Source organism: Psychrobacter sp. 1Y6, from assembly GCF_052258385.2.
In the GTDB taxonomy this organism is placed as follows: domain Bacteria; phylum Pseudomonadota; class Gammaproteobacteria; order Pseudomonadales; family Moraxellaceae; genus Psychrobacter.
In genome coordinates this window covers 1,326,733-1,349,435 of sequence record NZ_JBQQEW020000001.1, presented here as the reverse complement: position 1 = coordinate 1,349,435, position 22,703 = coordinate 1,326,733, and the positions used below count along the sequence as shown (strand labels likewise).

Sequence of the window (22,703 nt, the reverse complement as noted above, 5' to 3'; positions counted from 1 at the left end):
GCTTGTTGCATCGTTTGTTTTAATGTTCGTTAAATTGCATGAGACACTGCTATATCTTTATTAAGCAGCGCCGATGAGTTACGCGGTGATGACAAAAGCACTGTAAAAGTTATGATAAAATATGCCCTGCATTTCTTATGTTATCTTTCCAGTTTGACCAGCATTTATATCAGCTACCCCGCTGTTTTTTAAGCTATGAACATTCATCGTACTGACCTGATTTTGCGTCTGAAATCTGTTCTATGCCATTCTATTTCCTTATACAGATGATGGTACGTCCATGAGTAACGAATATCAGTTTAAGCCCCACGAACAACCGATAATGGTGGGCTCTCCTGCCAATCCTGATCATCCTGCACGCCGTAAATTATTTTACTTACTGATTGGAATTTTCGTTGGTCTTACTGCTAGCTTCCAAAATGGTCTGCTCGTCGCAAATCTTACTCAAATTCAAGGTCAACTGGGCTTAACGCCAGCCGAAGGTGGTTGGATATCTGTTAGCTATAATATGACCAACGCCTGTATCACCGTTCTGCTGTACAAGATCCGCCAGCAGTTTGGTATGTCACTTTTTAGCAAAATCACTCTGTTCTTTTTGTTGGCCGCCACGAGTTTACAGTGGCTAATCAGTAGTCACTTATTAGATACGCCTAATATAGGAATTGAGCCTTATTACCTAGAGATTGTCGCCAGGGGACTTAGTGGTATGGTGGCAAGTGGCATGACCATTTTAGGGTTATTCTACTGTTTGCAAGGCATGCCAACCGTCAAGCGGACCAGTGGCTTAATATTGGGTTTTGGCTTGGTGCAGTTTGGTATTCCATTATCACGAATCATCTCGCCCTATCTCGCCATCGACGGTCAGCTTGAAAACTTATTTTTATTTCAATTTGGCTTGGCACTGATTTGTTTTGGGCTGATTAATATATTGGAGCTACCACCAGGCAATACAGAAAAAGTATTTGAGAAACTCGATTTTTTAAGCTTTGCTTTTTTTGCGAGCGGTTTGGCGGCACTGGCTGTAATTTTGGTGCAAGGTAGGATTTTATGGTGGACGACGCCTTGGCTCGTCTATCCACTGATGATTGCTATTGTTGGGATTGGCATCGCTCTATGGATTGAAACACATCGCAAAAACCCAATGTTACAAGTCCGCTGGATGCGTAGCCGCAATATTATTGCCTTTATGATTACCGGCGCTGTTATGCGAATTTTGCTATCTGAACAAAATGTCGGTGCTGCAGGCCTACTTGCTAATTTGGGTTATGGTAACGATCAGCTGGTTACTTTTTATGCTGTCATAATGGCTGCCAGTGTGCTGGCTTTGGTGATTAGTATTTTTAGTACCAATCCAATGGACTTGCGCCGTCCTGTTATTTTTGCAGTGGCATTGATTGCCTTGGGCTCTTGGATGGACGTTGGGGTCTCTATCAACTCCGCTCCCTATATGTTTTATATTAGCCAGTTTTTGATTGCATTTGCCGCGGTATATTTCATGGGACCTTTGGTTTTCGAAGGATTCTTGCGAGCTATTGCTAGTGGCCCTGCTTATATCATTAGTTTTTCGGTTATCTTTGGTATTTCCCAAACGGTTGGCGGATTGGCAGGTGCAGCGGCTATTCAGGCATTTACGACCATTCGTACACAGGTCCATTATGCAGATATGGTCAGCTCACTGAATTTGGGTGATCCTACGTTTAGCGCTCAAATTGCTGGTACTCGCAGTGTATTATCAAATCAAACGACGGATACAGCGCAAGCGAATGTGGCCGCGATGAGCCAAGTTTTGCAAGGGATGCAACGCCAAGCTACTGTCTCCGCTTATAGCGACCTGTTCTTTTTGATGGCCAGTTTTGCTACTTTCGTTACAGCCATTTTATTAATCAACTATTTTTATAATCGTTACCACAAGCGCAATCCACTTGCTAAAGAGCTTGCCGTTATTGCAAAAATGCGTGAGTCAAAATAGCTCAGCTTATTATATTAATCATGTTTCACCCCATTCAGTTATAGCCAGTCCATTTTAATATTTATTAAAAATTTAGGAGCACGTCATGAGCCAAGAAAAACCAAATGAGCTTAGTCAAACACCTCAGACGTCCACTGGCGCTCCAGCAACAGACACACCTATAGCGTCCGATATAAGTAAAGAAGAGTCTGCTGCAACTTCTTCACCATCAGTAACTAAGACAGCAGAAGGTGATGTAGAAAACAGTTCAGACAGCAATGAACCACCGATGCCGCCAAAAGAACCAATCCCCGATACTACTGGTTGGTCGCCTAAGAAAAAGTCCTATCTAAACTTAGGCTTATTAATTTTATTGATTGTCATTGGCGTGGCATTGATTTTGTATGCATGGAAGCTCCCACCGTTCACTCCAACCGTACAGCAAACCAATAATGCTTTTGTTAAAGGTCAGACGACTATTATTAGCCCGCAAGTTTCTGGCTATGTGACTAAGGTAGCAGTGCAAGATTTCGCCAACGTAAAAGCTGGCGACTTACTCATAAAGATAGACGATCGAACCTTTCAGCAGCAGCTCGAACAAGCACAGGCAAATACCGAAGTAGCTCTTACCAACCGCTCTACCAATGACCAAGACACGCAAACCAGCCAAGCACAAATCGAAGCACGTAGAGCGGATTTATATAGTGCCAAAATCAATGTGGAGAGTGCGCGTGAAGATGTCAACCGTTATCAAGGTTTAGATGCTATTGGTGCGGTATCAAAAGCAGAAGTTGCTCATATCAAGGCTCAACTCGCCCAAGCACAAGCAGGTTTACAACAGGCAGAAGCCAATTTGCAAGCCGCTCAAGAAAACCGTGAAAAGACTAGCGGTAGTCGCTCATCGCTGGACGCAAATATCAAAAATGCTGAAGCAGGCGTCAAGCAAGCGCAAATCAATCTAGACAATACTATCATCACTGCGCCTGAATCTGGCCAGCTAAGCCAAGTCAGTGTCAAAGAAGGTCAATACGTCAGCGCTGGTACGCAGCTCATGTATATCGTGCCAAAAGGCATTTGGATCATTGCAAATTTTAAGGAAACTCAAATAGCCAATATGGCAATCGGTGAGCCTGCGACCATTCATGTCGATGCGCTTGGCGGCGCCAAATTTACGGGGCACGTGAGTAATATCTCGCCGGCGACTGGTAGCGAGTTTAGTGCTGCTGCAGCCAACCCTGCGACAGGTAACTACATAAAAATTGCTCAACGTATTCCTGTACGCATCGACCTAGATCAAAACCAGCCTGAACTGGCACGCTTACGTCCTGGCATGTCAGTCTCAGTGGATGTCGATACCAATATTAAATGAAAGGTTGAATAAAAAGCTAAATAAAAAATAATGCCAAACAAGGTAAATAGTCAACGTAAAAAAGCCACTCTAGACAACAAAGAACTTGGATTTAGAGTGGCTTTTTTAGTTTTGTATAATCTATAGCTTCAAACTACAGCAACTATGGTAATAAACGTTTGGTCGTCCAGCTTGTATTGCCTTCACTGACTTCACTGTTGTCGCCGCTACTCTGCGTATACACAATTCGGTCATGCATCCGATTGGCGCGACCTTGCCAAAATTCAATACTTTCAACCGTAATCTCATACCCACCCCAAAACTCTGGCGTTGGTACAGTAGTATTGTCAGGGTGCGCTGCTTGAAGCTGTTCAAACGTTTGCTCCATGATTTCACGATTGGCCACTTCACCACTTTGCGGTTGACTGACCCAAGCGCCTACTTGACTATCATGGGGACGCTTTTGGAAGTAAGCAGCCGATTTATCAGCAGCAATTTTAGCGATACTACCGCTGATACGGACTTGACGCTCCAGCTCATGCCAGAAGAATAACGCTTCAGCGTTAGGGTTTTCTACAATATCTTGCCCTTTTGCGCTTTCATAATTGGTATAAAAAACGATACCTGTCTCAGTAATTTCGCGTAGTAACACAATACGGACACTAGGCTTATTGTCTGCGCCACATGTTGCCAAACTCATTGCATAAGGCTCTTGCACCTTTTGTGCTAACGCTTCATTCATCCAAGCTTTAAAGAGCTCAAATGGTGACGTTGGTACTGACTGTTGATCAAGCTCACCTTTCTCATATGAGAGGCGTTGGTCGGTAAAGTCCATGCTCATGGCAGTTCCTTATTTGAAAACTATAATGTTGTTGTCTCGAATACCAGTTATTGTCTTAAATACCGGTCATTTAGATATCAGTCATTATCTTAAACACCAGTTATTGCTTCAAATGCTATTAGCCTAGTACCGATTTTATAAGATCAGCTAAGTCATTAGCCATTACATCGCATTCTATTTCATCATCTGACTCAACCATCACGCGAATCATAGGCTCTGTACCTGACTGACGTATCAACAGACGACCACGACCCTCTAGCGTTGCCTGTGCTTTATCAAAAGCAGCAACCAACTCCTCATGTTTGAATGGATCTTGCATTTGAGACAAACGTACATTGACTAGCTTCTGCGGCAACACTTCAAAACCTTCAACAAGCTCACTTAACGCACGTTCTCTGGCTTGCATCACTGCCAGTACTTGCAAACCAGCAATGATAGCATCTCCTGTGCGACTTTTGTCTAAGCAGAGAATATGACCAGATGGCTCACCGCCCAATATCCAGCCATTAGCTTCTAAATCCTGCATCACATAGCGATCACCCACTTTTGCACGGGTAAACTGAATATTTGCATCTTTTAGCGCCAGCTCTAATCCCATATTGCTCATGAGCGTGCCCACTACGCCTTCAGCTTTGGTTTTACCTTGGGTAGCAAGTACGTATAAGATACCATCGCCATCGATCAGCTTACCCGTCTCATCAACCATTACGATACGATCGCCATCACCATCTAGTGCAATACCGACATCTGCATCATGCTCAAGCACAGCCTTTTGTAAGCTTTCAGGATGAGTAGAGCCACATTCAGCATTGATATTGATGCCATCTGGCGTATTATTGATGGCAATCACGTTTGCCCCCAACTCGCGCATTACTCTAGGTGCTACGCTATAGCCTGCGCCATTGGCACAATCCACTACTACCGTCAGATGACTGAGGTCATATTGATAAGGGAAGCTACCTTTGCAAAACTCAATATAGCGACCTTTTGCATCGTTAATACGATTGTTCTTACCTAAATTTGCAGGATCAAGAATAGGCATCATAGCAACGTCACTACTAACGTCGTTCATAATTGCCGTCAATTTATCATTGATTGCAGTTTGCATCTCATCAGTAAGTTTTTTGCCGTCACCTGAGAAAAACTTGATGCCATTATCATAATAAGGATTGTGCGAGGCTGAGATAACCACGCCAGCATCTGCATTAAAGCTACGGGTCAGATGCGCAATCGCTGGAGTTGGCAGTGGTCCAAGCATATAAACATCAACACCAGCCGCATTAAAACCTGCTTGTAATGCTCCCTCTATCACATAGCCTGACAGACGTGTATCTTTACCAATCACCACACTTGGCTTACGCATAGGATTTTCATTTTTTTCTATAAGAACAAGCCCAGTGACGTAGCCTAGTTTTAAAATAAAATCCGGTGTAATTGGTAATTCACCAAATTTTCCGCGAATTCCATCAGTGCCAAAATAGCTCATTATGTGTCCCTCAAGTCAAAAAAATAAAAGGCCAAACGTATACGCAGGCAATACTATTGTTGTAATAATCTGTTTCTGTATTTTACAAAAAAAACAGCCAACAATAACAGAGCATTGTTGGCTGTTTGTATCTTAAGCTCGCTGCAGCCTTACGTCTCAGCTAACATTAATACGATTTAAATCTATAAAAGAGAAGTATTTCACGGAACGATTTAGTTTACTCGATAGTTTGGTGCTTCTTTAGTGATTTGCACATCATGCACATGCGACTCTTTCATACCCGCTGAGGTTACTTTGATAAACTGCGGATTGGTACGCATATCTTCAATCGTGGCAGAACCAGTATAACCCATTGATGAACGTAAGCCACCAACCAACTGATTAACGATACCCGCAACTGGTCCTTTATAAGGAACACGGCCTTCGATACCTTCTGGCACTAACTTCTCTACGCCATCTTTTGCATCTTGGAAGTAGCGGTCTGAAGAACCGTTTGATCCTGACATCGCACCCAAACTACCCATACCGCGATAAGCTTTATAGTAGCGACCTTGGAACAGCTCAACTTCACCTGGTGCTTCTTCGGTACCAGCCATGAGTGAACCAACCATGATGCATGATGCACCAGCAGCGATTGCTTTTGCCATATCACCTGAGTAGCGGATACCACCGTCAGCAATCAATGGAATGCTGTCTTTTAAAGCACTAGCAACGTTATCAATCGCTGAGATTTGTGGTACACCGATACCTGCGATAATACGCGTGGTACAGATAGAACCAGGGCCGATACCTACTTTTACTGCATCAGCACCTGCGTCACGTAAAGCGATTGCAGCTTCACCTGTTGCGATGTTGCCACCGATTACTTGTACATGCGGGTAGTTTTTCTTGATCCAAGATACTTTATCGATCACGCCTTTTGAGTGACCGTGTGCAGTATCAACGACGATAACGTCAACGTCAGCGGCGATTAATGCTTCAACGCGTGCTTGCGTGTCTGCACCAGTGCCCACAGCTGCGCCAACACGTAGGCGACCTTGCTCGTCTTTACACGCATTTGGATTGTTTTCAGCTTTGGCAAAGTCATTAACAGTAATCAAACCACGCAGACGGAAGTTATCGTCAATAACGATGACTTTTTCGATGCGGTGCTCATGCAACAATCTTTTGATATTCTCGTTGCTTTCACCTTCATGCACAGTTACTAGCTGCTCTTTAGGCGTCATGATCTGGCTAACTGGCAATGACAAATTGGTCTCAAAACGCCAATCTCTATGGGTAACAATACCCACAACGTTATCTGTGCCTTTTTCGACTACTGGCACACCTGAGATATTGTTATCTTGGGTCAAACGCAGCAATTCACCGATCGTCATTTCTGGATGTACGGTGATAGGATCAACCACGGTACCCGCTTCAAATTTTTTGACACGGCGTACTTGGGTGGCCTGCTTTTCGATGTCCATGCTCTTATGCAAAATACCCATGCCACCAAGCTGTGCCATAGTGATAGCCATTTCAGACTCAGTCACAGTATCCATTGCCGCAGAGATTAGCGGAAGATTAAGTGTGATGTTTTTGGTCAAACGAGTAGACAGATCAGCAGTTTTTGGCAGAACTTCAGAATAGGCTGGTAATAATAAAACGTCATCAAAGGTTAAGGCTTCATCGACAATTCGCAACATACAGACCCCTAGTGGTGGTTATTTTGATGGGTAGGAGCTCAGGGTTAAGCGTATCAATCATTGCAGCTGCATATACAGTGCTGACTCATGGCTAACCACTCAGTTATCCTATAAAAATAACGCCACATTATAACAAATAAGCGCCTCGCTGACACACTATATTTGTCAGATTATTTTACACAAGTGCGTCTTTATTGATGGCAGTCATGTCTGAAACCATTAATAACTCGCTTTTGAAGCTAATCAGGCTCGCAAGACTTATAGCTACTTCTGACTTCTATTCGCCTTTTGTTAACGTAAAGCGCTCTGTGGGTAGATACTTGTTTTGCTGTGCATGCAGGTAACCAAGCATTTGCTCCCGTATCTCACAGGCTAGCGTCCATGCCTCTATAGGCCCTACCGATGAAACAGCGCCGCGCAATTGAATAGTGTTTTCGGTTACATCAACCACATACATTTCGGGTTCTGTTTTATTATCCCAAAGCTTATTGTCCTTGACCATCGATATAAATGCCTCTCGAATAGCGTCGATATCTGCGCCATAATCGATATACAAAAACACAGGACAGGTCTGATGTACTTCCGTATGCGACCAATTTTCCACTCGTTCAGTGATTAGCTCACGCATTGGCACGATCAAGCGACGCTCATCCCATGTTTTTAGCACGGCATACGTGTAACGCAGGTCTTCGACCGTACTAAAATTACCATCCATTATCACACTATCACCAATCCGCACCGGCTGCGTCACTGCCACCTGTACACCAGCGATGATATTTCCTAATATTGGCTGTGCCGCAATACCGATAACCACACCTGCAATACCCGCTGAGGTTAATAAAGTCTTACCAAGGCCTTCCATATTGGCAAATTCACTAAGACCTATCCAGAAACTTCCCAAAATCATCGCGAAAATAAACACACGGCGAAATATCGATACATAAGTACGGCGGCGACGTTCTTTATCAAAATGCTCTGCAGCCAAATTTTCAATCTGCATATCTTGATAGCGATTGGCAAAAAAGTTAATGATACGAATACCCAACCACATGGTACTAAATACCAGCCCAACCCAAATCAATGGACGAGTAGATGAGGCGACTGCATCTAAATAAGGAAAACCACCCGAAACCAAGGTAAAAACCAATGAAAAACTGATGGCAAAGGTTAATGGTACTGTCAGCTTGCTAACCAAATCTGCCACGCCGTTGGTACTGCCAACATACATGCTGTATTTTTCTTCATCGATATAATGATTGATGATCTTTGCAGTACCTTTACTCAGTAGCCAACCCATCCCCATGGTTAATAAAAAGAACAATATCAGCGCTGAAAACTCCCATAACGCAATTCCAAAAAACTTTAGCTTTAACCAAGTAGGCAAATAACGTTCGAACTCAGCTGGGTGATACTGCTCATAGAGATTATCAATATTGCCTACTGTCTGCGCCGAAAACACCCAAACAGGGGCTTCATCCCCTACTCGCACTCGCTGCAAATAAATAGGAACACGGCGCTCGCGATAATCGACATAGCCAAGCTGAATAGAACGTCTGGCAATACCCATGACACTGCTATTATTACCAAGCGGTGGTTCAATTAAGCCATCGGGACGATCCGGCATATCGTCGAATACATAGAGCTCTTTTTCGGACAATAAGAAATCCAGTCGCTTTGTGAGATCAAGCGCACGGCTACGTTGACTTTTCTCATCAATTAAATTCATGTTTAGTGCGTAAGCGGCCAAATCATACTGCTGCTTCATTAATGCTGATTGAAAAAACTCTAAGGCTGCAAGCGGCGTTTCTAAGTTAGGTGGCTCAGATAACGGCGGCAACCCAGCATTTAGTTTATCGAGTATATAATAGCTCTCACTATATTCTCCGGTCAGTGCCGTATCACCTTGCAGTCTGCCTGCCTGCTCTACTGCATTACGCTCAGTAGGATCAAAGATCTCTTCAGTAATACCAGAAATACTGACACTTTCATCTTTGAGCGCATTGACTTGCTGGGCTGCATATTCAGTAAAACTATCAGGCTTACTAGGCGTTTGTTTTTCCGGCTCGCTCGTACTCTGTCCATTTTCACTATTTGCTGCATATACAGGCACATAGATGACACTTATAGCGACAATCAAAAAGCCCAACAATACTTGCAGCACATGACTTTGAAAACGACTTTTCTCTACATCTGATTGATAATTATCATCTGAGCGAAAAACAGCACAATGATTGTTCATAGGATTGTCTTTAAGAGTATTCATGTTTTCAAAGCCATCAGTCTACAAAAGGAAAGTATAAAAAAATATATCGGTGTTGCTTTAACCTAATTCAGTAAGCAAAAAAAAGCCAGCCTAAAGCTGACTTAATTTATTACGAGATTTGTAGCTATTTACCTTATAAGCGGCAAGAGTTGTTTTAAGCGCGGCGCCATGTCGTGCCAGCACGGCTATCTTCGAGCTCAATACCCGCCTCTTTTAGTTGCTCACGTATCTCATCGGCACGGGCAAAGTTTTTGTTGGCTTTAGACTCTGCACGTTCGATAATCAAATTATCAATAACCGCATCCGTTAGACCATCTTCTGCTTGATCACCGACCACTGCTTGCAAAAACTGCTGCACTGGCTGCTGTAAAATATTTAATACCTGAGCCAATGCTTTTAGTTGCTGGGCTAATTGCCATGCGGTATCGACGTCTTCCGCTTTGATAGCTTTATTGATATCACGAGCCAATCCGAATAAGACGCTGATAGCCGTCGAGCTATTGAAGTCGTCATTCATCGCCTTGATGAAGTCTTTTCCAACCGCGCTATTGTAAGCCTCAGCTACTAAGTCTTCGTTGATTACGATTGACTGTCCTTTTTGCTGCTCAGCCAACTTTAGTGCATTATATAGTCTGCTTAGGCTATTATGTGCTTCATCTAAGGCGCTGTCAGAGAAGTTAACTTGGCTGCGATAATGGCTCGATAATAAGAAAAAACGCACCGTTTCAGGCAAGTACTTTGCCATCACATCACGAATAGTAAAAAAGTTGCCCAATGATTTAGACATTTTTTCGCCATCGACATTGATAAAACCAACATGCATCCAGTTGCGTGCATACTCACAACCAGTCGCTGCCTCAGATTGGGCGATTTCGTTTTCATGATGCGGGAACTGTAAGTCATGACCACCACCATGAATATCAAAGGTACTACCTAAGCACTTAGTCGACATCGCTGAACATTCAATATGCCAGCCTGGACGCCCTTGACCCCATGGTGATGCCCACTGCGGCTCGTCAGGTTTTGCCGCTTTCCATAGTACAAAGTCAAATGGGTTGCGTTTATCATTTTCAACTTCGACTCGCGAACCTGCCTGCATATCGTCTAGATTGCGCTTAGATAATTTACCATAATCGTCAAAGCTATCAACAGCATAATAGACATCACCGTTGTCGCCTGCATACGCATAGTTGCCAGTGACTAATGTCTCAATCATATCCTGCATATCATCGATATGATCAGTCGCACGTGGCTCAGCATTTGGCATCTCACAACCAAGGGCAGTCGCATCTTCATGCATCGCTTCAATAAAACGCTGCGTCAATGTACCAATCTCTTCACCATTTTCAGCAGCGCGAGCAATGATTTTATCATCGATATCAGTGATATTACGTACGTAGTTCACGTCATAACCCAAACGTGCCAACCAACGAACAGCCATATCAAAACCGACCATCACTCGTGCATGACCAATATGACAATAGTCATAAACGGTCATGCCGCACACATACATACCAACCTGCCCTGCTTTGAGTGGTACAAACTGACGCTTGCTACCAGTCAATGAATCGTAAATAGCAAGTTGGGACATCGCATCTGCAAGTGGTGTGGTCATAGTAAAAAAGCCTTGTAACGTAAATAAAATAAAGAAATGGGAAATCTCAGTCGCCATGTATGAATAAGCCATACTAACGACTGTGACTATAAATCAGGAAAATAAAAAATTCAGACCAAAAAACGTCGTGATATAAAACGTAACCCATTATCTTAGCGAAAACAGGCGTAAAATACTACAATGAGCGTGCAACTAACGCTATTCAATCATAAAAACCGTTAAGGATGTAAAGATGGGCAATCGCTTAAGCAAAATATACACACGTACTGGAGATGACGGCAGCACTGGTATGGCTGATGGCAGCCGCCTTAGTAAAGCGGACGATCTATTTAGCGTCATGGGTGACATCGACGAGCTCAACTCACATATCGGCTTGGTACGTGCGCAACTAAAGCACAATAAAGGGCAATCTATAGAGAAAGAGTTCTCTGAAGCCTTGGTCATCATTCAGCACTTGTTATTCAATATAGGCGGCGAGCTTGCCATGCCAGAATATGAAGGGGTTAATGCCACTCATATTGAATGGTTAGAGCAGCAAATAGATATGATGAATGCCACATTGCCACCTCTAAAAGACTTTATTCTGCCCACAGGTTCTATATTGGTCAGTCAGTTACACGTGGCGCGTAGTGTGTGCCGCCGCGCTGAACGTCAAGCTGTGATATTGCAACAGCAGCGTCCACAAGCGATTCGTCGTACTGCTGTCAGCTTTATCAATCGCTTATCTGATTGGTTGTTTGTTGCTGCACGCTTTTGTACAGACCCAGAAAAAGTCTCTGAGGTGTTGTGGGACAGTCAAGCCTTGAAAACGTTCACTGACAGTCAATAATACAAACTAAGTATTTAGCAATAAAGAGCTTAAACGCAAAACCCCCGCGACATGATTGTTGCGGGGGTTTTATTATTGAGCGATAGCAATTCGGCTTACTAGAAATCGCTACCTCTTATTATAATGATAAATTAATAAGTCGCGCTGTTGTCTTCAATGATGACCATATCGATGGTTTCATCTTTAGGTACGGCTTTTGGTGTAGCGGGCTTACTAGGCTCGGCAGCTGCTGCTTGGGTGTTTGCAGTCGAACTGCTCTGATTTTCAGCAGGCTTATTGATGGTTGGCGGCGGCGTAGGTTCAGTTGGGCGAATTGGCTCAACTGGCGTTACGGTTCTTGGCTGACGGATGGGTGCTGTTTGAGTCGTATCGTTGTTCTGTGTTGCACGGCGCTCAGCAGCACGTTGGGCGCGTTGCTCATCCATTGCAGTTTTAAACACAGAACCTGCCATCACATCCGCAACAACAGTAATCAAAGCAGGCTGACCTGCAATACGCGTACGCACTTGACCGCCTTGAGTACCGACGATGTAAGTGAACGCGTCGTCAACGAGCATATTGTTATTGATACGGATATTGTCTTGCGCTAAACGCGATTGTAGACTTGGCTGATTATTGGCCGCTTGTACCTGACTGGCTTGATACAAGTCTTCACTTGGTAGCGTCATGCTGACACTTGCTTGACAAGTGGTCATGCCGTTCTCATTGGCTTGTTGCAAGATGGCAGCGTTTTGGACATCAATGACAACGCCATTGGTTTTTTCACTAACCACACCGTTTGCTAAACTGATTTCAGCATCATTTGCATAATTGGCAGCCAATGACTGTGCTTGTTGATTGAGCGTATTCTTTAGAGCTGACTTAAGGCGATCTTGCACCATAGGATCATCACAGCTGATCGCAGGCGCAACGCTATTTTCAGCATCGACCGTCTCTTGTTCCGTTAGCTCTGCCTGCTCAGGAGTGTCTTCTTTATCTGAGCGATCACAGCCTGCAAGCGCCAAACCACATACCAATCCAATCCCAGCAACTTTATGCCACTTGCTCAAACTTATATTTGCTACGCTCATACTAACTCTACTCCCAATTTACAGGTTCGTACCGCCACTGACTGACAGTGTTCAACATTCAAATCGCAACGCTAGCTGCTACAGATATGAAAACCACATCATTATACGGTGTTTAAATCAAATGGTCATTAGTGTAGCCCATGGATATACAAATAGTGCCCCTCATTGTGGAAAAAACCTGCGTTTGGTTGCAAAAACATAACAAACATTCGCAGATTTGGACTCTAAAAAGTCATATTTAAAAAAGTACGAATTGCATCACAGTTTTTGTTAGACGTCATTGATATGACGCTATATGATTGGGCATAAAAACCATCGATAATTGGTGCATATGATAAATTTTAGAGATACGTTATTACTAGGTCATCGAGGCGCACGTGGTGAGGCGTTAGAAAATACCTTTTCAGGCTTTCAATACTCTCAAAATCTTAAGTCAAGAGGCTTAGCAGGCGTAGAATTTGATATACAACTAAACGCTGACGGTCACTTAATCGTATTCCACGATGACGATCTAGAGCGTATGTGCGGTCGGCAATCACGTATTGACCAGTTAAAACTGACTGAGATTCAATGCCAACTGCAGTTTGGCCAACCTATTATGACATTGGCGAGCATAGCACCTGCGCTTAGTGGATTTAACGTCATTGAGCTGGAAATTAAGACGCATAGCCGTACCAATTATGCGGTGTTGATTGCAGCGCTTCGGCAGGCATTTATTGATACACCTCTTGCCAGCTTACCAGTTGTATTGACGAGCTTCGATGTCGAGTTACATAACCGTTTGCAACGTCACAAACTATTATCTCATATGCCTCGCGGCTTGCTTATTCGTACGCCAGAAGCGTTGGCAAGCGCGACCAATACCGCATTGCAACTCGGCTGTATTCAACTGGGCATTCATTATCCGCTTTTGACCCAAGCTATCATCAAGCATAGCCACCGTTATGGATTACCCGTAAGTGCTTGGACGGTTAATGATATTCCCACCATTGAGCAGCTCATAAAATGGCAGACCGATGTTATCATTACGGATTTTCCAAGTCATTTGCTGTTGCCTTAACCGAGTTATCCGTACTTTTTTGATATTTAATCATTTTTTCGATAAACGCATTCTTTTCTACATATCTACCCTCCTTGTTACACTTCTCCTTCATGTCTGATAAGTCACTCGTATTTTTGACCAATACATTCTATAATCCATACAAGTTATTGTTATTTAGCAATATTTTTATAGTGTATAAGTGTTCACTTTACACGCTTTTTAAGGTACTATGGTGGCTTAAATTAATACCGTTAGGGATATTATATGATTGCAAAAAAAGCACTTGGCTTACCGCTTAAAGGCTTACGTTTCGCTATCAAATCTGGTGACACGCTTGTAAAGACCGCCAGCACTCAAGTAACGCGTTTTAAGACTCGTTTTGATGAGAAAAAAGCGCAAATGGCTCTTGATGAGCAGCCTGTTGCCAAACGCAATTATGCTAAAGCTTCTGAGCAAGCGGATCTTTCTGCGCAAGAGCAAAGCATTGATATGCGCGAGTTTGAATTTACCAAAGCACCGATCAACTGGATTCCGGCAACTATTTTGGTGGCGACGCCGATTGCTGCTGCTATCATTACGCCATGGTACTTGTTCACTCATGAAGTGAGCGCACCTGTTTGGGGTGTATTTGGTGCCTTTATGGTATGGACTGGTATCAGTATTACGGCAGGTTACCATCGTCTAATGGCGCATCGTGCTTACAAAGCGCATCCAATTGTCAGAAACTTTTTATTGCTTGGTTCTACCCTAGCGGTACAGGGTTCTGCGTTTGATTGGGTTTCTGGTCACCGTACTCATCATCGTCATGTAGATGATCGTTTGGATGATCCGTATTCAGCACAGCGTGGATTCTGGTTCAGTCATATTGGCTGGATGCTACGTAACTACCCTAGCGGCAAGTTCGACTACAAAAACATTCCTGATTTGACTAAAGATAGAGTCTTACAGATTCAGCATAAATACTACGGTCTATGGGTAGTTGCCATGAACGTTGGTATGGTTGCCGCTATCGGTTGGTTGCTTGGTGATGTTTGGGGTACGTTGGTTATCGCAGGCCTACTACGTTTGGTATTGACGCATCACTTTACGTTCTTTATCAACTCGTTCTGCCACATGTTTGGTACACGTCCTTATACGGATACCAACAGTGCTCGTGATAACTTCTTCTTGGCTATCTTTACGTGGGGTGAGGGTTATCATAACTACCATCACTTCTTCCAATACGACTATCGTAATGGCGTGAAATGGTGGCAATATGACCCAACCAAATGGTTAATTGCTAGTTTATCAAAACTTGGTTTAACCTCTGAGCTACGTACTGTTGATGATACGACTATCAAACATGCAGAAGTCCAAATGCAGTTTAAGAAAGCTCAGCAGCAAATCGATACAGCAGCAGTAAGCGGCATTGATCTTCCTCATGCGATGAAGAGCTTCCAAGACCGTATTAAGTTTGAATATGATGCCTTTACGCAGACTGTTGAAGAATGGCAAGCGCTAAAAGCAAAAACTATCGAGCTTAAGAAGACAGAGTTTGCTGATCGTTTGCATGAAGTTGATGATAAGTTAAAACATGATTATGCCAAAATTGAACAGAAAATCCTTGAGCATAATAGCAATCTAAAAACCGCTTTCCGCTCTATTGGCGCGAACGAAAAAGCTGCTTAATTAATCTCTGATTTGTTTTATAATTTTGAAGCTTCTCCATCCCCCTATCCGTCCTAGATAGGGGGATTTTTTTGCTTATAATTTATCGCTTATGTCACTACAGCTACTTCTAATGATTTTATTATCATAATAAATAATCAAATACATCGGCTAAACTGTGACGACCTCTAATCTAAAAACAATAACAATCTCGTCCACTAAAATCAGTTGATTAAAGACCGAAAAATTTATTTTTTAGCCATATATTACAAGAGACGGACAGAGTACAACGATGCCATATGAGAGCTATGCTATAGTGACATTCTCACTTTTATATTTTAATGGAAACGGCCTGTATGCGTTATCAAAACACTTACGTCAACCTAGACACGCGCCTTTATCATGAGCAGCCACCGACGCCACTAGACAATCCTCGTGCCGGTCACTTTAACACTCAAGTTGCACAGCAGTTAGGCTGGGCCGACGACGAGGACCTGATTACCAATTGGGTTGAGATATTGGGCGGTCAATACGTGCCAGCTGATTTTAAACCACTATCGATGGCCTATGCTGGTCACCAGTTTGGACAATGGGCTGGGCAATTGGGCGACGGACGCGGTTTACTCATGGCGCAGGTACTCGATAATGATGGACAGCCACAAGACTTGCATCTTAAAGGTGCTGGCTTGACACCCTATTCACGCATGGGTGATGGACGCGCAGTCTTACGTAGTACTATTCGCGAGTACCTATGCGGTCATGCATTGACCCAGCTTGGCATCCCTTCGTCTAACGCTTTGGGGTTTGTGGTATCTGATACGAGAGTGCGCCGTGAGCGTATCGAAGCAGGTGCAGCATTGATGCGTGTGGCAGACAGTCATATTCGTTTCGGTCATGTCGAATGGATTGCCAGCTTCGCCCCTGACGTACTGGGTGAGTTCACTGACTATATGATTGACACTTATTATCCAGAGTGCCGCGATAGCGAAACGCCTGTCTTAGCTTTCTTGACCGCAGTGGTTGAGCGTACGGCTCGTATGATTGCTGATTGGCAATTGATTGGCTTTGCTCACGGTGTGATGAACACAGATAACTTATCTATCACAGGCAGTACTTTGGACTTCGGGCCGTTTGGCTTTATGGAGCGCTTCAATCCTGCATGGATTAATAATCACTCAGACCATACGGGTCGCTACGCTTATCAGAATCAGCCTGCTATCGGGCATTGGAACCTAAACGTTTGGCTGCCACACTTTATGCGCCTAGAAGGCGTCACCCGTGAGACGCTTTCTGATTGCTTAGCGCCTTACGAAGCAACCTTCATGCAGCATTATCAGCAAGGTCTGTGCCGCAAGCTTGGCCTACCGCATCAAAGAGAAAGCCTCAGCTTGGCCTTTGAATGGTTGACACTATTAGAAGACAACTTGCTTGACTACACCAATAGCTTCCGCGCCCTACTCGGTTTGGTCACACCAGCAGATCATCTTTATGAGCAAAAGCTACTGGCTACCATGACCACTGAATTAAGTGCTGATGCGCAGCAAGTATGGCAAGACTGGTCAACACGTTATCTAGCACAGATTGAGCAGCTGCCACTTGAGCAGGCAATTAATGACATGACAACCAACAATCCTGTCTACGTCCTTCGTAATAGCATGGCGCAGCGTGCGATTACTGCCGCAGAGCAAGGCCAGTTTGAAGAAGTTGATCGAGTGTTTCGTTTATTAGCCAACCCTTATAGCGTGCAAGATATTGCTAGTGATTTAGATACTAGTGCGTCTGCGCCTGATACACCGCAGATGCCTATTAGTTGCTCGTCTTAGTAGCTGCTCATCTTAGTAGTTGCCCGTCTTAACACCTTTCAATTCTGTAATATTTTGAAACATTATAAAATTAAGGTTGATATCTAACTGCATTTTTTGGCATTATCAACGAGATAAATAACGAATATCATTTTATTATATTATTCGCACAATTCACCGTTGTTGACTAGGCAGTGAATTGGCAATAATGCTAGAATGAATATTTTAGCTAGTTTGCTTTTTTGACCTGATCTTTGATCGTCGACCATGATTCTGATGGTCGTGAGTCGTTTAACGTCTTTATCACTTTCAATTATTATCATTCAATGATCTTTGGAAGGTTAGACGTTGTTTTTTATCACCATTTAATTTATTCCAATTTATTCCAACCATGGCAATTATTATGAATGACGATACCACTTCGAATACGGATAACCTCAGTACAGAAAAAGAGCAGTTTGAACAAGCTGCCTTACATTACCATGAGTTTCCACGCCCAGGTAAAATTTCGGTAACCCCTACTAAGCAGCTAGCCAACCAACGTGATTTAGCACTCGCCTACTCTCCAGGTGTTGCTGTACCTTGTCTTGAGATCCAAAGAGATCCAAAACTTGCGTCTAAATACACGGCACGTAATAACCTAGTTGGTGTTATCACTAACGGTACTGCTGTATTGGGTCTGGGTAATATCGGTCCATTGGCATCGAAGCCAGTCATGGAAGGTAAAGGCGTTCTATTTAAGAAGTTCGCAGGTATCGACGTTTTTGATATTGAAATTGCTCAAAACGATCCAGATAAATTCATCGAAGCGGTTGCCTCGCTTGAGCCTACCTTTGGTGGTATCAACCTAGAAGATATCAAAGCACCAGAATGTTTCAAAATTGAGCGCGTACTACGTGAGCGCATGAACATTCCTGTGTTCCATGATGACCAACATGGTACGTCAATCATCGTTGCCGCAGCCATGCTAAATGCTTTGTTGATTACTGGCAAAAAAATCGAAGAGATTAAAATTGTTTGTTCAGGCGCAGGCGCAGCAGCCATTTCTTGCCTAGATATCATTTGCGCGCTTGGCGTTAATAAGAACAACATTATTGTTTCAGATTCACGCGGTATCATCAGTACTAGCCGTGAAAACCTTGATGAAACCAAACAGCGTTATGCTCGTGATATCACGGCTACTTCTATCGAAGAAGTCATGGACGATGTCGATATGTTCCTAGGCCTATCAATGCCAGGTACACTATCAGAAGATATGGTTCGCCGTATGGCAAAAGACCCTATCGTCTTTGCACTTGCCAATCCTACACCTGAAATCATGCCAGAATTGGCACATGCGGTACGTCCAGACGTCATCATGGCAACTGGTCGTTCAGACTATCCAAACCAAGTAAACAACGCGCTATGCTTCCCGTATATCTTCCGCGGCGCATTGGATGTTGGTGCGACCACTGTTAACGAAGAGATGAAAGTTGCTTGCGTAAAAGCAATCGCTGCGATGGCACACGTCGAAGCCACTCCAACTACCAGCGCTAGAAACATCGAAAAGATGCAGAGTTTTGGCCGTGATTACTTAATCCCAGGCCCTCTAGAGCCAAATCTAATCATTGAGATCGCGTCTGCTGTGGCCAAAGCAGCGATGGATTCGGGCGTTGCCACGCTACCGATCGATGACATGCAAGCCTATCGTCAGCGTCTGTCTGAGTTTGTTTATAATTCAGCGTTTGTGATGAAGCCAATCTTTGCTCGTGCTAAAGCCGATCCAAAACGTATCGTGTACTGTGAAGGTGAAGACAACAATATCTTGCTTGCTGTGCAAGTCGTCGTTGATGAGAAGCTAGCACAACCTATCTTGGTTGGTCGCCCGTCAGTTATCGAAGCCAATATCAAAAAGCTAGGCCTACGTCTAAAAGCTGGTGAGAATATTACCATCGTCAACGTTGATGACGATCCTCGCTACAAAGACTACTGGCAGGGTTACTACGAGAAGAACAAACGCCGCGGTGTAAGCATTGAGCTTGCGCGTCGTGATGTTCGCCGTAAGACGACTTTGATTGGTTCTTTGCTAGTCGAAAACGGTGCGGCAGATGGCATGGTATGTGGTACCTTTGGCCATTACCAATTGCATCTGAAATACGTTGAAAGCGTCATTGGCAAAAAACAAGGTATGAACGACTTCTATGCGATGAATGCAGTACTCATGCAAGATCGTAATATCTTTATTGCTGATACCTATGTCCATGAAGACCCAACGGCTGAACAATTGGCTGAAATGACTGTCTTGGCAACGGATCAATTACGTCGTTTTGGTATCACGCCACGCGTTGCGCTAGTATCTCATTCTAACTTTGGTGCTTCAGATCGTGCCAGCGCTGTCAAAATGCGTAAGGTTCATGAGCTACTAACCAATATGAACGTCGACTTTGAGTTTGAAGGCGAAATGCAAGGTGATGCCGCGCTTAATGAAAATATTCGTCTAAACGATATGCCATCAAGCCCGTTGAAAGGTGCAGCGAACTTGCTTATCTTGCCAACCCTTGATGCCTCAAACATCGCTTTCAACCTGCTTAAAACAGCGACTGGCAGTGCTTCTATTGGCCCTATCCTATTAGGTACTAACAAGCCGGTACACATTTTGACGCCGTCAGCGACAGCACGTGGTATTGTCAACATGACAGCATTGACCGTCACTGAAGCGCAAGACCTAGAAAACGAAAAATAGTCATGTATCATACCCAGTATGAATGCACTATAGTCGGTTCAATATAGTTTGGATACAAGGAAGCCGAGTGAAAGTACTACAAATAGTAGACTGAGCGAGGCTGACGCCGTACCCAATTTATAGAGGATTGATTATATTAAAAAGGGCTCTGTCATTCATTGACAGAGCCCTTCTGCTATACTAAAACCAGTCAATGCAACTTATAGAGCATTGGCTGTTTTTTTGATTTATAAAAATTTAGCTAGCAATATAAAGCTAGATAATAACAAGAGGCTTCTATGCAAATATACCTTGTGGGCGGAGCGGTTCGCGATCGACTCCTAAAGCGTCCTATCAAAGACAAAGACTTTGTCGTCGTTGGTGCAACCGTTGCAGAGATGATCGATGCAGGGTTTCAACAAGTGGGCGCTGATTTCCCTGTGTTTTTGCATCCTAGCAGTCATGAAGAGTACGCACTGGCACGTACGGAACGGAAGCAAGGCTCAGGCTATCAAGGCTTTAGCGTACATGCCACTCCTGATGTTAGTCTAGAGGATGATTTGCGCCGTCGTGATTTAACCATCAACGCGATGGCAATTGAAGTTACTAGCTTAACCGATGATACTCCGATTAATGGACAAGTCATCGACTACTATGGCGGCCTACAAGACTTAAAAAGCAAGACATTACGTCATGTGTCTAGTGCTTTTAGCGAAGACCCATTACGTGTACTTCGAACAGTGCGCTTCTATAGTCGTTACTACGATTTGGGATTTACCATCGCGGATGACACTTTAACACTGATGCGTCAATTGGTCGATACAGGAGAGCTGGCTCATTTAAGTGCCGAACGTATCTGGCAAGAGTCGAGCCGTGCGACTATGCAACTATCACCGCAAGTCTACTGGCAAAAACTGTTTGAAATTGGTGCACTCACAGAGTATTTCGCGCCTTTGCATCAAGCTTGGGACAATGTCCAAATAAGAGAAACAGTGCAGACAGCGTTATACTTTGCAGGACAGATGCATTTAAATTTATCACAGCGTTGGGCGCTACTAATGACTAGCCTGTCTTCATCATTATTTAATAGCGAAAACTCTGAGTCTACCTCTAACGTATCAACCGCTATAAAAAATATTAACGCTATCGGTAATAAAGCCAAAGTCCCAAAAGTACATACTCAGTTCGCAACTTTATTCGCTCAGCAAGCTGAAAAACTAAGCACAATAAACAGTCTAAATGCGGCTGAAAAAATCGATCTAATCCAAGCCTGCGGTGCGCATAAGGAGCCTGACAAGCTCTCTCAACTGCTAGTGTGCAGTCATGTGTTACAGCTAGCAATACAGCATCGCCAAATGATGTTAGCAATAAATAGCTTTCACGCCATCGGTATGACCAACATTGCATCAGATCTTAAAGGCCCCGCTATTGGTACAGCCTTACGCCAAAGTAGGATTGAACACTTGCAAGCGCAACAATGATATAGACAAGCACCTTATAGAAAAAAGTAATATTGCTATGCATCAAGAAGTTAATGCCTACCAAGCAGAAAATATAAGTAGCCAAGCGCCAGTGATGCTTGTCACAGGTAGTGCTAGGCGCATTGGGGCTGCTATTGTTAAAAAAGCTCATAGGCAGGGTTATCGCGTCATCATTCATTGTCACCGTAGTGAACAAGACGCTAATGACTTAGCTGACTATCTGAACGATATCCGTGCCAATAGTGCAAAAGTTATCGTTGCTAATTTAACGATAGTCAACGATGGGGCGGCTTTAGACAGCTTTGTTAAAAATATCGTAGAGGCGTTTGGTCAGCTTGATGTATTGGTGCATAATGCTTCGCGGTTTTATCCTAGCCCACTCGGTAGTATCAATCATGCACAGTGGGATGAGTTGCTTTTAACCAATGCCAAGGCCCCTTTATTACTAAGCCAAGCCCTATTACCTTATCTAAAGCAACAACAAGGCTGTATTATCAGTTTGTTGGACATACACGCGCATGATAGACCGTTTAACAACTATACTGTCTACAACATGGCAAAGGCTGCGCATCGAATGATGGTACAGTCGCTAGCGTTAGAGATGGCGCCAGAAGTACGGGTCAACGGGGTTGCTCCTGGAGTCAACATTTTACCTGACCCTACTAGCGACCAAGCTATTGATAATGAGCAGCAGAAAAGTATCATCGATGCTATCCCTATGCGGCGCATAGGCCAACCTGATGAGATTGCTCATAGTGTGCTGTATCTTGTGCAGGCAAATTATGTCACAGGAGAGATTATCACCGTGGATGGAGGTCGTAGTCTAACCATAGCTGGTGGTCACCTGTAATACAAAAATATGGCTCAATAAAAAATATCTCAATTACTGCCTATCTTTTACTTGAAAAATTAAAAAAATCAGGTATCATTGTGCGTCTAACGTTA

The 22,703-nt window shown here is 43.6% G+C and carries 15 protein-coding genes; 9 read left to right on the top strand and 6 right to left on the bottom strand.

Annotated elements, in window-relative coordinates:
- Positions 1 to 280 precede the first annotated feature (280 nt).
- A complete protein-coding gene (locus tag ACTXGF_RS19415) occupies positions 281 to 1,969 on the top strand; it encodes an MFS transporter (RefSeq protein WP_443534170.1) in 1,689 nt (562 codons plus the stop codon).
- A gap of 85 nt (positions 1,970 to 2,054) precedes the next feature.
- On the top strand, positions 2,055 to 3,317 hold the full coding sequence (locus ACTXGF_RS19410; protein WP_443534168.1) for an HlyD family secretion protein: 1,263 nt from the start codon (positions 2,055 to 2,057) through the stop codon (positions 3,315 to 3,317).
- A 142-nt stretch (positions 3,318 to 3,459) separates the two neighbouring features.
- Here ACTXGF_RS19410 and pdxH read toward each other — a convergent pair whose 3' ends face one another.
- From pdxH to cysS, 5 genes are all read right to left on the bottom strand, one after another.
- Positions 3,460 to 4,131, bottom strand: coding sequence for a pyridoxamine 5'-phosphate oxidase (gene pdxH / locus ACTXGF_RS19405; RefSeq protein ID WP_443534333.1), 672 nt, complete (start codon positions 4,129 to 4,131; stop codon positions 3,460 to 3,462).
- A gap of 124 nt (positions 4,132 to 4,255) precedes the next feature.
- Complete coding sequence (glmM, locus tag ACTXGF_RS19400; RefSeq protein ID WP_443534166.1) at positions 4,256 to 5,623, bottom strand: phosphoglucosamine mutase; 1,368 nt, start codon at positions 5,621 to 5,623, stop codon at positions 4,256 to 4,258.
- A gap of 212 nt (positions 5,624 to 5,835) precedes the next feature.
- Positions 5,836 to 7,308: an IMP dehydrogenase gene (gene guaB / locus ACTXGF_RS19395; RefSeq protein ID WP_057760534.1), complete on the bottom strand. Its 1,473-nt coding sequence runs from the start codon at positions 7,306 to 7,308 to the stop codon at positions 5,836 to 5,838.
- A 277-nt stretch (positions 7,309 to 7,585) separates the two neighbouring features.
- Complete coding sequence (locus ACTXGF_RS19390; RefSeq protein WP_443534164.1) at positions 7,586 to 9,571, bottom strand: mechanosensitive ion channel family protein; 1,986 nt, start codon at positions 9,569 to 9,571, stop codon at positions 7,586 to 7,588.
- A 154-nt stretch (positions 9,572 to 9,725) separates the two neighbouring features.
- Positions 9,726 to 11,186, bottom strand: coding sequence for a cysteine--tRNA ligase (gene cysS, locus ACTXGF_RS19385; RefSeq protein WP_443534163.1), 1,461 nt, complete (start codon positions 11,184 to 11,186; stop codon positions 9,726 to 9,728).
- Between the two features lie 232 nt (positions 11,187 to 11,418).
- Between cysS and ACTXGF_RS19380 the strand changes: the two genes are divergently transcribed.
- Complete coding sequence (locus tag ACTXGF_RS19380; RefSeq protein ID WP_179798902.1) at positions 11,419 to 12,015, top strand: cob(I)yrinic acid a,c-diamide adenosyltransferase; 597 nt, start codon at positions 11,419 to 11,421, stop codon at positions 12,013 to 12,015.
- Between the two features lie 131 nt (positions 12,016 to 12,146).
- Here ACTXGF_RS19380 and ACTXGF_RS19375 read toward each other — a convergent pair whose 3' ends face one another.
- Positions 12,147 to 13,085, bottom strand: a complete 939-nt coding sequence (locus tag ACTXGF_RS19375) for a hypothetical protein (protein WP_443534160.1) — start codon at positions 13,083 to 13,085, stop codon at positions 12,147 to 12,149.
- 331 nt (positions 13,086 to 13,416) lie between these two features.
- On the opposite strand from ACTXGF_RS19375, the gene ACTXGF_RS19370 reads away from it, so the two are divergent.
- The 6 genes from ACTXGF_RS19370 to ACTXGF_RS19345 all read left to right on the top strand — a co-directional run bounded on the left by ACTXGF_RS19370 (position 13,417) and on the right by ACTXGF_RS19345 (position 22,608).
- On the top strand, positions 13,417 to 14,145 hold the full coding sequence (locus ACTXGF_RS19370) for a glycerophosphodiester phosphodiesterase (RefSeq protein ID WP_443534158.1): 729 nt from the start codon (positions 13,417 to 13,419) through the stop codon (positions 14,143 to 14,145).
- Positions 14,146 to 14,616: 471 nt separating this feature from the next.
- Positions 14,617 to 15,795: an acyl-CoA desaturase gene (locus ACTXGF_RS19365; protein ID WP_443534331.1), complete on the top strand. Its 1,179-nt coding sequence runs from the start codon at positions 14,617 to 14,619 to the stop codon at positions 15,793 to 15,795.
- Positions 15,796 to 16,130: 335 nt separating this feature from the next.
- Positions 16,131 to 17,597 carry a protein adenylyltransferase SelO gene (locus ACTXGF_RS19360; RefSeq protein WP_443534156.1) on the top strand — a complete coding sequence of 489 codons (1,467 nt, stop codon included), beginning with the start codon at positions 16,131 to 16,133 and terminating at the stop codon, positions 17,595 to 17,597.
- Between the two features lie 382 nt (positions 17,598 to 17,979).
- The gene (locus ACTXGF_RS19355) at positions 17,980 to 20,298 is read left to right on the top strand and encodes an NADP-dependent malic enzyme (protein WP_160021186.1); all 2,319 of its coding nucleotides are present in this window, start codon (positions 17,980 to 17,982) and stop codon (positions 20,296 to 20,298) included.
- 278 nt (positions 20,299 to 20,576) lie between these two features.
- Positions 20,577 to 21,758, top strand: coding sequence for a tRNA nucleotidyltransferase/poly(A) polymerase-related protein (locus tag ACTXGF_RS19350; RefSeq protein WP_443534154.1), 1,182 nt, complete (start codon positions 20,577 to 20,579; stop codon positions 21,756 to 21,758).
- A 37-nt stretch (positions 21,759 to 21,795) separates the two neighbouring features.
- Positions 21,796 to 22,608: a pteridine reductase gene (locus ACTXGF_RS19345; RefSeq protein ID WP_443534329.1), complete on the top strand. Its 813-nt coding sequence runs from the start codon at positions 21,796 to 21,798 to the stop codon at positions 22,606 to 22,608.
- Positions 22,609 to 22,703 lie beyond the last annotated feature (95 nt).

Bases quoted from the DNA above. Each gene is read 5' to 3' on its own strand.
- guaB (WP_057760534.1), bottom strand. From the start codon at position 7,308: ATGTTGCGAATTGTCGATGAAGCCTTAACCTTTGATGACGTTTTATTA.
- pdxH (WP_443534333.1), bottom strand. From the start codon at position 4,131: ATGGACTTTACCGACCAACGCCTCTCATATGAGAAAGGTGAGCTTGAT.
- ACTXGF_RS19345 (WP_443534329.1), top strand. From the start codon at position 21,796: ATGCATCAAGAAGTTAATGCCTACCAAGCAGAAAATATAAGTAGCCAA.
- cysS (WP_443534163.1), bottom strand. From the start codon at position 11,186: ATGACCACACCACTTGCAGATGCGATGTCCCAACTTGCTATTTACGAT.
- ACTXGF_RS19360 (WP_443534156.1), top strand. From the start codon at position 16,131: ATGCGTTATCAAAACACTTACGTCAACCTAGACACGCGCCTTTATCAT.
- ACTXGF_RS19375 (WP_443534160.1), bottom strand. From the start codon at position 13,085: ATGAGCGTAGCAAATATAAGTTTGAGCAAGTGGCATAAAGTTGCTGGG.
- ACTXGF_RS19355 (WP_160021186.1), top strand. From the start codon at position 17,980: ATGAATGACGATACCACTTCGAATACGGATAACCTCAGTACAGAAAAA.
- ACTXGF_RS19415 (WP_443534170.1), top strand. From the start codon at position 281: ATGAGTAACGAATATCAGTTTAAGCCCCACGAACAACCGATAATGGTG.
- ACTXGF_RS19410 (WP_443534168.1), top strand. From the start codon at position 2,055: ATGAGCCAAGAAAAACCAAATGAGCTTAGTCAAACACCTCAGACGTCC.
- ACTXGF_RS19390 (WP_443534164.1), bottom strand. From the start codon at position 9,571: ATGAATACTCTTAAAGACAATCCTATGAACAATCATTGTGCTGTTTTT.
- ACTXGF_RS19370 (WP_443534158.1), top strand. From the start codon at position 13,417: ATGATAAATTTTAGAGATACGTTATTACTAGGTCATCGAGGCGCACGT.
- glmM (WP_443534166.1), bottom strand. From the start codon at position 5,623: ATGAGCTATTTTGGCACTGATGGAATTCGCGGAAAATTTGGTGAATTA.
- ACTXGF_RS19350 (WP_443534154.1), top strand. From the start codon at position 20,577: ATGCAAATATACCTTGTGGGCGGAGCGGTTCGCGATCGACTCCTAAAG.
- ACTXGF_RS19365 (WP_443534331.1), top strand. From the start codon at position 14,617: ATGCGCGAGTTTGAATTTACCAAAGCACCGATCAACTGGATTCCGGCA.
- ACTXGF_RS19380 (WP_179798902.1), top strand. From the start codon at position 11,419: ATGGGCAATCGCTTAAGCAAAATATACACACGTACTGGAGATGACGGC.